Here is a 14,841-nt window from a genome sequence, read left to right on the forward strand (position 1 = left end):
AAAAGCTTCTTTTCGATGCCCTGGTCAACTTTACTGATCTGCCCCTTTCTTCTCTTGGTATTTGGGCACTCACTAAAGTCTCAATGCCTCGAAGGAAACTGTGAGAATGGGGAAGGTATTTTTCGTTACCCCGACGGGAAGCGCTATAGTGGCACATTCAAGCAAGCTCAACCCGCTGGTGAAGGGGCCCTTTATCATCTTAATGGCGAGCGATACCTAGGTCAGTTTTACGAAGGGAAGCCCCACGGACAAGGTATTTACTGGTACGCTGACGGAAGTTTCCGGCAAGGTTACTGGCGCAATGGTCGATTGATCCAGGGAAAAGATCACCCTGTGATGAACCAACCCAAAGGTGCGGCTCAGCCTGGTTGCGTGGCGGGAGACTGCACCAACGGCACCGGTACCTACCTCACTCCTGGTGGAGCGATATACGTAGGGCAATTCCTTCATGGCGAGATCCATGGCCAAGGCATCTGTACTTATGCCGATGGTAGCCGCTACGAAGGCCAATGGCAACACCGCTATCCAGAAGGTTATGGTACCAAAATTTGGCCTGATGGGCAGCAATTTAGCGGACAATGGCGACGAGGGCAGCCTATTACCCAAAATGGCTTATACCAAAGAGCTGGTCAAGATTTCCTTTCGCTGAATGGTACCCTCGTTTTGCAATCGGGCTGTTTGCAGGGCAACTGTCAAGACGGACAAGGCATCTATGCTTATGCCGATGGTAGCCGCTACGAAGGTCAGTTTCTTGCCGGACAACCCCATGGACAGGGCGTTTTCTATTATCCCAACGGCGACTACTACCGTGGACAGTTTGCCTATGGCCTACCCCATGGACAAGGGCGCAGAGTTTGTACGGATGGCAATATCATGCAAGGTGACTGGCTGGAAGGAGGTTTCCTCCCTACGCGAACCGCCGACCAAACCAAAGGATGCCTCAGTGGCAATTGCCAAAACGGCTTCGGCACCTATCGCTTCCAGCAAGGAGATCGCTACGAAGGGAGCTTCCTCAATGGCAAGCCCCACGGTCATGGATTGGTGCAATATCAAAACGGCGATCGTTACGAAGGCGAGATGGAAGCGGGTGCTTTTTCCGGCTATGGCACTTACTACGAAAAAAGTGGCAATATCTTTGAAGGCCTTTGGGCCGCGGGCAAATACCTCGGTAACACCCGCACCACCAACGCAACGCCCCAGCCTTCTGGTGCTACCCAGCGTGGCAAAACCTGGGCCCTCATCATTGGCGTCTCTTCTTACCAACACATGCCTGCTCTTCGCTTTCCCGATGATGATGCCTACCGCTTGTTTGCCTTCCTAAAAAGCCCTCAGGGGGGAGCTATCCCCGACCAACGCATCCAGGTCTTGATCGACGAAGATGCCACCCGAAAAAATATCCTGGAAGCCATGCAACGGCTCTTTCTCCAAGCAGGGCCTGACGATCTCTTGATCCTCTATTTTTCCGGCCACGGCATTCCTGGTGCTTTTTTGCCCATTGATTACAACGGTGCCGACAATTTACTTACCCACCAGGAAATCAAGCAAATGTTGGATCGCAGTGCTGCTGGTTACAAACTATGCCTGGCGGATGCCTGCCACTCTGGAGGGCTCCTTGCTGCCCGCGGAGGCCAACTTCCGGATGTATTAAGTCGTTACTACGAAAACCTCGCCGATGCTCAAAGGGGTACAGCACTGATCATGTCCTCCAAAGCAGAAGAAACATCGCTCGAATCCAGTGGCCTCCGCCAAGGGGTATTCAGCCACTTCCTACTTCGTGGCCTCAAGGGGGAAGCCGACCAGGATGGCGATGGAGTCATCAGGGTTCAAGAACTTTACCGCTACATTGGGGAACAGGTTACGGCTTATACCCGCTTCCAACAAAGCCCCGTTATTCAGGGAAATTACGACCAACGAATGCCTGTTGCGGTACTCCGCTAAACTTGTTTTTTTAACAACAAGTGGCGGAGCTTACCCAATTACCTTGCTAACTTCATCACCTTCACAGTTCGCTGGCGGCCATCCTCTGCTTGTAGCTGTAGCAGGTAAACGCCTGCGGGATAGAGCTCAACATCTAGCGTAGCCTCGCCACTTACTGTGCCCCCATTCGCCAGTAAACGCCCTTGAAGATCAAAGAGCTTTATTGACAAGGTCTCCGTTTGCGGAAAACGAACCTTTAACCAGGCCGTAGTTGGGTTAGGATAAACGCTTATCTCCCAATCTTCCGGTAGTTCCTCCTCAGCCAACACCAACAGGTCATAATATACCTGATGGAATCCTTCGCCCAGTTCTAGTCCATTTTCGTGACGGCTAACTGCAATTTCACCTACTGTCCAATGCAGGTTGCCGACCAGTATATTTTGGTAATAATCGCCTGCGCTCCCCACTACCGTGCGCGGCATATCCTGAGCTGTAAGCATATTCATCAACAAGGCATTGAAGCCTAAAAAAAACAATAGATATTTTTTCATTTTGGTATTAGTATTGCGCAAAAAATAAAGTGTGATTTTTATTTCCGTACTGTTCCTTATTAATATTTCACGGAATCGCTCTTGCCGTCCTTACCTTATCCTCAACAAAACACCTACGACTAATAGGTACAAACCAAGCAGGGTCGCACGGCGCATCCCGATCTTTCATCCAGAGCATAAAACCCGGTACGTCCGCCGCCCGTTGAGGGCTAGCGGGCGTACCAGGTTATCTGACTACTCCCTAATAATAGCTTCTAATTGTTGTAAACGTTGCTCAACGGCCTTCATCAGTTCCTCCTGTGCGGCCTGTTGTGCCAATGCTTTTTCCAACGCATTTTCGAGTTGTTCGATCTGAACCTGTTGCTCCTGGATAGCCTGGATAGCCAACACCCCAAAACCACCGTAATTTACCGACAGTAAGCCTTGGTCTCGTTCGCCTTTTTGCTCCAGTACCAACTCCGGAAAAAGTGCTTGTACCTCCTGGGCCACAAATCCGATCGAGGTTTTCCCCTCCGGATTATTATCTCGATAAACATAACGAGACGGCTGTAGTGCCAGTACTTTCGTCAGGCTGGCCTCTAGTGGGTGAATGTCTTTCTTCAATCTCCGGTCTGAGGCAGCGGTATAAGCTCCTGTAGTCGCATCAAAAGAACCTCGGAAATTATTGTCTGCATAAAGTGAAAAAGCACCGCCTCCTGTCACATACTGCTCCCAATCGGATTCGGTACTGGCATTGTAAATATTGAGTCCATAAATGGATGACTCCACCACTCGTAACACGTAAGGGCTGGCCGTCACTGAACCGGACGCCGAAATGGATACGCCCGAGGTAATCAACCGTAAATCATCGCCACTACCGGCTGTAATAGAAGGTGCTGGAATACCATCAACAGCTTTGAGGAGCAGCGAACTACTACCACTGGTTAATTCCAGTCCTTCCTCATTGAAAGTAGCTACATCGGCACCCAAAATTTGCAACCGGATGGCATTATTCAACAAGTTACCCAACTGCATATCCGCCCCGTCATGAAAAAGGTAGCCATACCAACTATTGCCATTATAAAACTGTACAGAGGGTGTTCCGTCATCAAGCCTAAAGTCGCCCAACAGATGCAGTTTATTGCCAGGACTGGCCGTACCTATACCCACATTTCCACCATTGTAAAAGATGTTTGCACCACTCGTACTCCAAGGAGAGCTGCCACCCAGCCCAGACAAATTGACGCTGTTGCCGCCCGAAATCTGCAGGTTCGAACCACTCAGGCTGAGGCTTTGTAATTCGTTGGTAGTGCTGGCATCTGTAGCGGAGAGCACCCCGCCACTGATTTGAATACCCGCACCAGCAGTGTAGGTTCCTGCTGGGCCTTGTGGACCTTGAGGTCCTGTAGCACCCGTAGGGCCTGGATTTCCTTGTGGACCTTGTGCACCCGTAGCACCCTGTGGGCCTGGAGCACCCATTGGGCCAGCAGCTCCAACAGGTCCCTGTGGACCGGTAGCACCTATTGCGCCTGGTGCTCCTTGAGGGCCAGCAGGGCCAGGATCTCCCTGGGGCCCAACTGCGCCTGCGGGCCCTTGTGGACCGGTAGCACCAGCAGGGCCCGTTTCGCCAGGTAAACCTTGCGGGCCCGTAGCACCTATCGGACCCGGATTCCCTTGCGGGCCTTGGGGGCCAGCAGGGCCTGGAGTACCTTGGGGGCCTTGCGGGCCTTGTATTTGGCCTACGTTTACCCACATGGCTCCGTCCCAAACGTAGCCATCCCCATCGGCTTGCACGATATACAAATCTCCCTGCATACTGGTTGGAGGTAAATCAGCTACGGAAGCTACGGTACCAATAATTTGCACACCGGTACCATCTTGCCCAGCGGGACCTTGCGGGCCGATTGGGCCAGGCACTCCCTGAGGGCCTGTAGGACCAACTATTCCAGCAGGGCCCGTAGTACCTTGCGGGCCTTGTGGGCCAAGCGCCCCGGTAAGGCCTATCGGGCCTTGGGGCCCTTGCGGACCGGTGGGGCCAGCTACTCCTTGTGGGCCTTGCGGACCGGGATTTCCTTGCGGGCCGGTGGGGCCGGGAGCACCTTGTGGCCCTTGTGGGCCCTGAATTTGACCTACATTTACCCACATACTTCCGTCCCAAACATAGCCATCGCCGTCGGCTTGCACGATATACAGATCACCCTGCATGCTGGTTGGAGGCAAATCGGCTACAGTAGCTACCGTTCCCACAATTTGCACACCGGTACCATCCTGTCCGGCCGGGCCTTGTGGACCAGCTGGGCCAACGGGGCCTGGGAGCCCCTGGGCACCTGTCGGCCCCATCGGGCCAGTAGCACCAGGAGGGCCTTGTGGGCCAGTTGGCCCGGTAGCCCCAGCAGGAATATTCACTGCGTTTCCATTGGTAATCATAAGGTTGCCGGTGGTAGGGTCGTATACTAGTGTTTGGCTATCGCTGCCTCCAGGAAATGAAAGGGTTACAGAATTCCCATCCGTCAGGGTCAGCGTTTGTGTAGCGGGGTCATAAAGGAGGTTTTGCAACTCATCAGTGGGGTCTCCTCCCCCGGGACCACTAGCAGCTTCCCTGGCGTAAATGGCGTAGGGTACTGATAGTAATTGACTGGTTCCCAAATTTGTGTAATTGGTCCCACTACTAGGGTCTATATCTATTTTTAGATAATAAGCATGTGCGCCCCAATCCAGGTTGCTCATCATACCAGACAGTACTGAGCCGCCACCAATTTCAAGATCGAAAACGCCTAAAGGTGAGGTAGTAACTTCGTGCCGTTCGGCATAATCAACCAATCCAGAAACACCATCACGAACCAAGCTCACTCGGATCGCTAAATTTTCACTGAGATAGGGGCTGCCTCCGGCATCGCGGGCAACCGCTTGAAATTTGAATTTTTCTGGTGCCTGACTATAGACACTTCCGGCGCAAGCCAGTAACAAAAGCGCAAAGCAGAGTAATCGTTTCATAGGTACGGGAATTAGACTTTTCTTGTTAATGTTCATCCTGACCAGGTTTTAGAACCAAGAGGATAATTTGATTTTTCACAAAAGTCTTCCATCCCTCCAGGGGCAGATTGCTCATTTCAGACAAGAACTTGCCCATTCTGATAAAAAACACTGCATCAATCACATGATTGAAGACATTTACATTCGTAACATCATTACCTGGGAATACATTAACTTAGTAACCAACAAATCACCAGCGGCAAACCCCTTGCTGAAATCGGTACGATGCGGAACAAACTCAAATTGCTATTCCTGTCTATTCTTGTGTGCGTTGCCGGCAGCAGCCAGGATGCTCTTCAGCACTACCTCCATCTGGCCAACAATCCCGAACTAGGCAACTTATCGGCAGCCATAGCAGCCGCTCGTAAGTGTGTAGAACAGAGTGATCCGGCGGTCTTCCCGGAGCTTCATTGTCGATGCCGCTATGCCCTGGCTCGTAATTATTATGATTTGGGTCAACCTTGGGAAGCAGAAAGGGCTATCCTCCCTGCGATAGATTTAGCAACTGAAAAAAATCAAAAAGAACAGCTCTTCCATTGCTTGTTATTCCAGCAAGAAATCCTCAATTCCACAGATCGTCCGGAAGAGTCGTGGCCAATTTTGCAACGCTGCCAAACGCTAGCTACCACCTTAAACGACTCTTTACTGTTAGGCAAAGCTTATTATTCGATGGGCTATTTCATCTTATATTACAATAAGCTAGACGACGCTACAGGGATGCAATATCTTGAAGAAGCGCTCGATATTTTCACCCGTAAAGGGGATATAACAATGATGGCCCCTGCCATGCGGAGAATTGCACGCTACACCAAGGACAAGGTCAAGGCAGAAAATTATTTGCTGGCAGCTATTGATCTGTACGATCAACAAGAAGACGAGGTGAGCTTAGGGTGGGCCTATTACAATCTGGCCAGGTTTTATCGTGAGCAACAACAATTAACTGCAGCTAGGGCAGCACTCGAAGAAGCGCTAGCACTGCATCGTAAAAACGATTTAAAAGGAGGTGTTGCTGATATATTATTGGAAATAGGATGGGTTTATATTGCCCAACATGAAAGCCAGGCAGCCATTGCCCCCCTTCTAGAGAGTTTGCACCTAGCTCAAGAAATTCCTCTGTTTCCCAACATTAGGGATGCTACCGCTGCACTCGCTGAAGCCTATGCTGAATTAGGTGAATTTGACGAGGCGTACCATTATTTAGAGCAAAGCACAACCTATAAAGACTCTACCTTTCACGAAACCCTCAATCGACAAATTGCCGAGAGCAATGCTCGTTACGAAAACGAACAACTGGAAAAATCCATCGCTGAAAGAGAGCTGGAAATTATCAAGCAAAAAGACCTTCGCAACCGGATACTCGGAACCATGGGTTTTGTGCTTTTGCTGGCACTGGTTGGTTTTCAGATTGTTTATTACCGCCAAAAGCGGAATAAAGACAAAACCGAGCTGGCCTTAAAATTTCAATCAAGAGAAGCCGAAAGATTGAGAGCACTTAATGAGTTAAAGTCGAATTTCTTCACCAACATTTCTCATGAATTACGCACCCCACTCACGCTGATTCTCAGCCCTTTGGCAGATGTACTAGAACACATTAAAGGAAAGCCACTACAGACAAAACTAGGCATCGTACAACGCAATGCACAGCAATTACTAAACCTGGTCAATGAAATCATGGACTTGTCCAAGGCCGAAGTAGGGAAATTGACCACTCACGAAAGTCCTGTTCACCTGGAATCTTTGGTGAAAAGAATTTTTTCTTCCTACCAGTCATTGGCTGAGCTCCGCAATATCACTTACGAGTTAGTTTTCCAGTGCGAAGATTTGATGGTAGTACTAGACATTGATAAGTTTGAGAAAATTCTCCACAACTTGCTTTCCAATGCCCTCAAATTTACAGCAGCTCAGGGAAGGGTAAGTTTAACCGTTGAGCAATTTGAAAGTATTTACACCTTTACGGTGAAAGACACCGGGCAGGGCATTCACCCGGAAGACCAGGCCCGAATCTTCGAACGTTTCTACCAATCGTCCAAAAGTGATCATCTGCGTGGCGGCACGGGAATAGGTCTTGCGCTAGCCAAAGAACTCTGCCAACTCCTCGGCGGGCATATTACGGTAAGTAGTGAATGGGGAATAGGAAGTGCTTTTCAATTGAGCCTGCCGTTGAGTGTTGCGGCATCTTCCTCGTTAACAAAACTCGCACAACTTGAGCAAGAAGAAAAAACTCGCCCAACGCAACGTGTCCCCAACTACGCGCCACTGGGTATCCAGGGAGACAAAGCAAGGCTCTTGATTGTGGAAGATCACCCTGAAATGGGTAAATACTTGCTAGAAGTCCTTTCAACGCATTACCAATGTGTTTTAGCCCAAGATGGACAGCAAGCACTACAACAACTACGCCTTTCTGCATTTTCGGCCATCACCTCCGATGTGATGATGCCTAACATGGATGGATTTCAGCTTCGAGAAGCCATCAATAAAAAAGAAGAATGGCGACAAATCCCCTTCCTTTTGCTAACAGCTCGCCATTTGGAGGAAGATAAATTGCGCGGATTTCAACTTGGCATCGATGATTACATCACTAAGCCCTTCAGTACTAAAGAGTTACTCGCTAGAATCAACAACCTTATTGAAAACAAGCACAAGAGGGAAAAATTCGCTAGCAAAAACCAAGACACAAGCTCACTTTCTGTTGATCAGCATTTACTAAAAACACTGGAAGACACTTTACTGAGTAGACTGGATGAAGAAGACTTCAAAGTAGATGATTTAGCTGAAGCCATTCACTACAGCACTAAACAAATGGGGCGTTTGATAAAAAAGCATACGGGGCTTTCTTCCGTACAATTCATTTTAGAGGTTCGCTTACAAAAAGCTCGTACTCTACTAGCACAGCGCCAATGCGCTACTGTCATGGAAGCGCAGTTTGCCGTAGGTATTAGGAGTACCTCCTATTTTACCCGAAAATTCACGGAACGATTTGGTAAAAACCCGAAGGATTTCTTAAATGCCTAGTGCATGTCGAGGCTTTTTCTTACGCCAATGCCCTAAAAATCTGCTTGCGGTGATGGCGAAAATGCGCAGTGAAAAAACTAAACATCCCAGGAAAAGACAAGCGCCCAGCAAAGGGATGTTTATACACTTCGCGATCAAGGTAGCTTTCTTCCAATTGTTCTAAAAAGGTTCGAAGCAACTGGCGTTGTGCTTGGTATTGCGTTTTGATGTTCTCCAGCTTATCTTCTTTGGGTAAAGCGGAAGTACTAATCAGGGCAGGTGCTTTTACCTTTAAAGGGAAAAACAAGTACCAACGTACAAATACTGCTCTCGCTGCAGCTGCAAGCCCCGCCTTGGGTAGCTTCGGCTCAAAGCTGAGTTTCTTCTCACAATATTGAAGAGAATATTTTTCCGACAACAGAAGATGATTCAAGACCTGGGTAGCACTCCAACTTTCTGGTGCCGGGGAACGATTTAACTGTTCAGAAGAATAATGGTCTAATTCCGAAAAAAGTTGGTCTAGTTCTTTGTCCATCAAGGTTAATTGATCCAGGATCGCAGCTCGCATGATTATGATGATTTACACGGTGGTCTATTTGTCCAAGGTATTGATTGGCCAGAACAAAAAACCATTTTTAGGGGATAGTTTAATCTAAGGTAAACATTTATAGGAGAATCATCGCGTTTCCCCTTAGAGACGTTGCACTGCAACGTCTACCTACAAGCAGACGTTACAGTGCGCGGGTATTGTGAGTAGACATTACCATCCGGGTGTAACCATGCAGACGTTACAGTGCAACGTCTCTAAGGGTACGATAATTAAATTTTTATCATCCGCAATTGTCGGAAATCACCTTCGTGGGCAAGGCGCAACCAATAGACACCACTGCTCAACTGGTCGAGGTCATTTATTTCAATACGGTGTTGCCCCGAAGAAAAATAAACACCCAATTCCTGGCGAATCAGTTGCCCCTGAGCATTGAACAACTGCCAGTCTAATTTACCACCTTGGTCAAGCACTACATCTACGCGAAAAGCTTGCTGGAAGGGATTGGGGTATGCCTGAATATCCACAATAGGAGCCAAATCTTCCGCGCCATTGGTGCAATCCGTCTCGAAATAATAGATCGTCGTCTCACTGGTAGAACTGCTACATACCGTTTGTATTTGTAGTTCATAAGTGGTACAAAATTCGAGCCCTTGCAACACCAGGGCTGTATCCTGGGTAGCCTGCGACTCCCATTCAGCTGTTCCCAAAGGGCGGTAACGAACAATATACGCCAATGGGTCGCCATTGATCTGCCAATTCAGGCCAGCACTGGTGTAATTGCCTTCAATTTGTACGGCGATTGCCTCAGGGCAGGGAATAAAACCCGTAAAATAGGCCGTGATATCATCATTACTTTCCAGACTCATCTGAATAGCTGCCGCAAACTGGTCGGGGGCAAAAATATTATTGGCTGCTTCCCAGTACGCAAATTCGTGGCCTGCATTCGCCAGCGCTTCTAACTCAATCTCTATCCCGCCGTAATAAGTGGCAGCCCAGGGGTATACCAAGCCTTCTACGGTATTGGCACGTACCCGACCTGCTCCTGCTGGTTCTACGTTAATCATCAGTTCAAACGGGCCAGTAATACCATCATCTTCGTAGCAATCAATCATCCCATCAGCGATGACCGTACAGCGGGTCAACATATAGTTTCTTAAGTCTTCTACATTTTCTTCCCACTCTACCATGGTTCCGCCCCAGCGGTCGATCTGACGGGGCATTTCCGGGCGGATTCGGTCGATCATACTATCCAACAGTTCCAACATAAAATCACAGCCTAAATAAGTGTTGGTCAAATCAGCGTAGCGATTGATGTAAAGCGCAAAAAAATCAGGGTTTTCAAACAAGCGTGAAAAGATCGTCAAGTGTCCTTCAAAGTCCGTAGTCGGAGAAATAAATTCTATGTTACAAGGATCAGCCAAGGGCCCTTGATCAGGGATAAAAGTATAATTGATATAGTGGCCATACGTAGCGTCTTCATCCCAGAGGATGTAGCGCCAGCGTTGAGCTCCTCCATCAGGATCACGTCCTCGCCACCAAGCTGTATTCCAGTTGAGCCAGTCGGCAGATACATTGTGGGAGTGAAGAATGATGTAATCTAAAAGGCTCTCTACGTCCAGCCTTTCAGCTACGTAGGCATAGTTAGCGGGGTCGGCCATATCATTGGCACCAATATAGGCGGTCAACGCATCCCAATCATTGATACTCCCGTACTCTTCCCAGGTATTCCCCCAGGTCTTGATAAAATCGATTTCAAAGCGATTTTGCCCGTAATAGTAACTGGTAAAATCATGGTCATCTACCTTTTCACGGATTTCGTATACGCCCCAATAGCGCCCATTGACGAAGAGCACACAGGGTTCGTAAGTCCGCTCGTCCAGGTGAAGGTTGGCTTCCTGAGAAAGCGTATGGACAAAAGCATCTCGAATATGTGCTCCTCCTTCCTCGAAGGAATAATTGTCATTAGCCGCAGCTTTCAATATGAGTCGTTGAAATTTGTCCCGATCGGTCTTACCGGGGAATATTTCGTGCTTCACCGCATAATCATCGCCCAATTGGTCACGCGTAACGAAATCAATACCGCGTTGATCATAAAAATTCCACGAATCATTACCGTGCTTGTTAAAATCACCACTGGCATCCGCCACGCGATTACCTTCCGCCGTAAACAGTTCGAGCGTGCCAATGGGTTCCAAAAAGGTAGCACCATTGATCAATACCTCTACTTCATCACCAGCAATAGAGATCGTAGAAATCGTAAAGGTTTCATTAATAAAAAAGGTCTGATAATCCACAAAGCTGGGCGGTACATTAGCGTCTTCACTGTAAGCGATTGCTTTGATCACCGTTGTCGTGTTAATGGAAAAAGGGCCCGTATATGGCGTGCTGGCACTAGACGGTGTAGACCCATCTACCGTATAATAGATATTTGCATTGGGGTCGCCTACCAAAATACTTATTTCTGTTCCCGTTGGGTAAAATCCCGCAGCTGGCTGAATCGAAGGTTTCGCAGCATATTCTGGTCGAGCATCAAGGTTAATCGCATTAGGACTTGGATTCACAAACACATACCAATCACTTCCTCCATCGGGAAAGCGCCCACGGGAGTGCCCGGCCTGATTGGGGATATCCAATTCGTGGCTATCCAAAATATTTCCGGCTGCATTGGCCAGTACGACCGCTTCACTATTCTGCGTTTGGGTAATTTTAAAATTGGTATGCCACCTCGCCCCATCAAACTGATCGCGGCTAGAGGCCCACACTTGAAAATAACCATTAGGCGGTATAATCGTACCCGCAGGAATTTGCCATTTCGTGGGATTATCTAGCTTATCACTCAAGTAATAACCACTGATATCTACCGCTACATTGGCAGGGTTATAGAGCTCTATCCAGTCTTCATCACCACCAAAGGCGTCAAAAAACTGTCGGTAATTACTTGCCGAAAATTCGTTGATCACTATTTGGCCAGATAGGCAAGAAGTTGCTGAAATCAAAAGTACAAAGAAGAGGTAGTTCTTATTATTCATATCGCTGGAGCAAGTTTATATCAGGAAAGATAGTTTTTTCAGGAAGGTTTCCACGGTGTAATTTACATTCTGTATTACCTTTGACAAATGATTCCCCTTCCTTGGTAATTTTCTAATCAGAAGGTGAGCAAGAAGCCAAAACAATACGACAAGTCCATGCTATCGGTCAACAGTGATGAACACTTCATGCGCCAAGCACTCAAACAAGCTCAACTCGCTGCCGAAGCTGGAGAAATCCCCGTGGGAGCGATTGTGGTGGCCAACCAGCAAATTATCGCTCGTGGTCACAACCAAACGGAACAATTGACCGACGTCACCGCCCACGCGGAAATCATCGCGCTTACCGCTGCCGCCAATTACCTGGGCGGAAAATACCTTCAGGGCTGCACCCTCTACGTCACGCTCGAACCTTGCGTCATGTGCGCTGGTGCACTTGCCTGGGCCCAGCTCGACCGCCTGGTCTACGGTGCCGGCGACGACAAGAGAGGCTTCATGCGTTTTGGCAAAGAGCTGCTCCATCCTAAAACCAAAATAGAGTACGGCGTGCTGCACGAAGAGTGTAGTATTTTAATGTCGAGCTTTTTTCAGGGTAAGCGTTAGTTTTTTGCATCTATCTTAAAAAGACCTTCATTAGATTTGCAATTATCTATCAGTAACCTTACCATTCTCCTTGGCGTTTTGCAAGGCATCGTACTTGGGTTTATCTTCCTTGTTTCTCCTTATTTCCGTAGCCAGGCCAATCGATTTTTGAGTTACACCTTTTGGACAACAGCAATACTGGGTGCCAATTACAGTATTGTCATGTCTGGGATCCAAAACAATTGGTTCACCTTAGTATATGATATCATGTGGGAATACCTTTTCCCTACTACCCTGCTCCTCTATTTTGCCTATGCCCTTGATCACCCGCTTGCCAAATCAGCTAAACAATACTGGCTCTACTTGCCTTTTACTCTCACCCTCCTGATCAATGTTATTATTGACTTAGATGTTGACTTCCATCTTTATCACTTCTCGCTTCTGCATAATGATCCTCTTATTCAAAGTTATTACCTTTTCGAAGACGCTGGCACCGTCATTTTTGCCGTATTTACCTTTAGCTGGTCTTGGCAAATGATTAAAAAATATCCTCCTAAGTTTGCTACCTCCTGGTTCCGAGAATTCTGGTGGTGGTCAACGGGAGTAATGCTACTCTGGATTGGATTGTGGTTATGCTACGAAGCAGCTCAGAAAGATTATGAAGGATACATTTTTGCTGCTGTAAGCATTCTTTTTTTCTGGGTGACCTACCGAGGCGTACTGCAATTCAAACTGGCCGAAGAAAAGTTCGAGATTCGTAAAATTTTATCGACTTATCTCCAAGACCAAACAAACGATTCATCAGCGACCACGGAAACAACGCCTCCACAAAACCTCTACTTTCATCGCCTGGAACAACTAATGCAAAAAGACCACCTCTACCGTGATCCCCAACTTAATCGTGACATGGTCGCAAAAAAACTGGGGATCAGCAGTGGCTATCTTTCCCAACAACTAAGCGCCTGTTGTGGCAGCAACTTTTCTGAATACACGAACCAATATCGGGTAGAAGAGGTAAAACGCCTACTGCTCGACCCTACCTTCAGCACCTACAGCTTATTGGCCATTGGTTACCAGGCGGGTTTCAATTCCAAGTCTACTTTTTACGCTACCTTCAAGAAAACAACCGGACTTTCTCCCAGCGCTTATCAAAAGCAGTTCAAGGACCTCTCCTCCTCCCAAGCGTCCGGCAATTGAGCTATAAACATAGCTACTTTTACAAAAATCCTTGAAAACTGGAGCCTTTCAGACCTGTAGTTAACAATTTCGGACGCCTTTTTTCCCTAAAGACCTCATGTTTGTGTCAATAACAAAAATCAAATGGCATCATGAAATCACCACTGCTCCTGGCTTTCTTCTTTGTGGTTCTCTTACCCCACTTTCTCCTGTCCCAGGCTGAAAACCACTGGGGTATTACCGCGGGCTGGTCACAAGCTTACGTGCTAGACCAGCATACCTCCCCTTTACTTTACCGATCTGATCTACTCAATGTTGGGAGTAGTTTCCAAAGGTCAGGCAAGTTCTTATTACAACTTTCTTTCCTGCTCCAACTTGGTAATCATCAGGCCCATCATCTTGGCAAACGGTCGGGTACCTTCAACGAAACACCCGATCTTTTTGGCAACCAAGACTCCTATGACTTTGTCGTCAATCCCTCCTTGTCTCGCTTCGGTGGCAGTTTTCACCTTCGGGTCATCAAGGAGATTACTGATCATTCTTCGGTGGGTGCTTCTATCAACCTTCGCTATGATCTGGCGGGTATGAGCGGCGACACCTGGCAGTATGCACAGATCGATTTCGCCCCTGAATACCAATACCAACGGCCAATATCATCAGGACAGCTACAGGCTCGTTTGAGCTTACCTGTCGTTGGCGGTGTGGTTCGCCCCAATTGGGCAGTTGATCCCTCACTGCCCGATGAGACCAATTATTTCAAGGGGTACTTACGTAAGGGAAGCAAGATGACCAGCCTCCGCCGCTTATTCAATCCTCGCTGCCAAATCGGCTACAACCACCCGCTCTCCAAAGGAAAAACCCTTGGCATCAACTACCAACTCGCCTGGTTAACCTACTCCTTCCCGCGTCCATTAAAAATGTTTGAGCAAGGTCTTCAGCTTCAATATTTTTGGTAGGGCGTGCCCCCGCCATCGGGGTATCCCCTTTCATTCTTTCACCCCGGCGGGGTCGGTCCCTTCCAGGTTCGGCCTTCGCC

General features: G+C 48.1%; 9 protein-coding genes. 5 read left to right on the top strand and 4 right to left on the bottom strand.

What is annotated here, in order from left to right:
• Positions 1-15 precede the first annotated feature (15 nt).
• Positions 16-1,938, top strand: a complete 1,923-nt coding sequence (locus AB0L18_RS01865) for a caspase family protein (RefSeq protein ID WP_367390887.1) — start codon at positions 16-18, stop codon at positions 1,936-1,938.
• Between the two features lie 38 nt (positions 1,939-1,976).
• Here the strand turns inward: AB0L18_RS01865 and AB0L18_RS01870 are convergent, their stop codons facing one another.
• Both AB0L18_RS01870 and AB0L18_RS01875 read right to left on the bottom strand, forming a co-directional pair.
• Positions 1,977-2,468 carry a T9SS type A sorting domain-containing protein gene (locus AB0L18_RS01870; protein WP_367390888.1) on the bottom strand — a complete coding sequence of 164 codons (492 nt, stop codon included), beginning with the start codon at positions 2,466-2,468 and terminating at the stop codon, positions 1,977-1,979.
• Between the two features lie 234 nt (positions 2,469-2,702).
• On the bottom strand, positions 2,703-5,441 hold the full coding sequence (locus AB0L18_RS01875; RefSeq protein WP_367390889.1) for a tail fiber domain-containing protein: 2,739 nt from the start codon (positions 5,439-5,441) through the stop codon (positions 2,703-2,705).
• 264 nt (positions 5,442-5,705) lie between these two features.
• Here AB0L18_RS01875 and AB0L18_RS01880 point away from each other — a divergent pair, with 264 nt between their 5' ends.
• The gene (locus tag AB0L18_RS01880; RefSeq protein ID WP_367390890.1) at positions 5,706-8,492 is read left to right on the top strand and encodes an ATP-binding protein; all 2,787 of its coding nucleotides are present in this window, start codon (positions 5,706-5,708) and stop codon (positions 8,490-8,492) included.
• A 19-nt stretch (positions 8,493-8,511) separates the two neighbouring features.
• On the opposite strand, the gene AB0L18_RS01885 is transcribed toward AB0L18_RS01880, so the two are convergent.
• Together AB0L18_RS01885 and AB0L18_RS01890 are read right to left on the bottom strand one after the other, a co-directional pair.
• Positions 8,512-9,039: a DinB family protein gene (locus AB0L18_RS01885; RefSeq protein ID WP_367390891.1), complete on the bottom strand. Its 528-nt coding sequence runs from the start codon at positions 9,037-9,039 to the stop codon at positions 8,512-8,514.
• Between the two features lie 251 nt (positions 9,040-9,290).
• Positions 9,291-12,050 carry a CotH kinase family protein gene (locus tag AB0L18_RS01890; RefSeq protein ID WP_367390892.1) on the bottom strand — a complete coding sequence of 920 codons (2,760 nt, stop codon included), beginning with the start codon at positions 12,048-12,050 and terminating at the stop codon, positions 9,291-9,293.
• 156 nt (positions 12,051-12,206) lie between these two features.
• On the opposite strand from AB0L18_RS01890, the gene AB0L18_RS01895 reads away from it, so the two are divergent.
• From AB0L18_RS01895 to AB0L18_RS01905, 3 genes are all read left to right on the top strand, one after another.
• Positions 12,207-12,650, top strand: a complete 444-nt coding sequence (locus AB0L18_RS01895; protein ID WP_367390893.1) for a nucleoside deaminase — start codon at positions 12,207-12,209, stop codon at positions 12,648-12,650.
• Positions 12,651-12,686: 36 nt separating this feature from the next.
• Positions 12,687-13,826 (top strand): helix-turn-helix domain-containing protein, encoded by a 1,140-nt coding sequence (locus AB0L18_RS01900; RefSeq protein ID WP_367390894.1) that lies wholly within the window; start codon positions 12,687-12,689, stop codon positions 13,824-13,826.
• Between the two features lie 131 nt (positions 13,827-13,957).
• Entirely contained in the window at positions 13,958-14,761 is an 804-nt protein-coding gene (locus AB0L18_RS01905; protein WP_367390895.1) for a hypothetical protein, read from the top strand.
• Positions 14,762-14,841: the final 80 nt, after the last annotated feature.

Origin of the sequence: Lewinella sp. LCG006 (assembly GCF_040784935.1) — a bacterium.
Classification (GTDB): Bacteria; Bacteroidota; Bacteroidia; order Chitinophagales; family Saprospiraceae; genus Lewinella.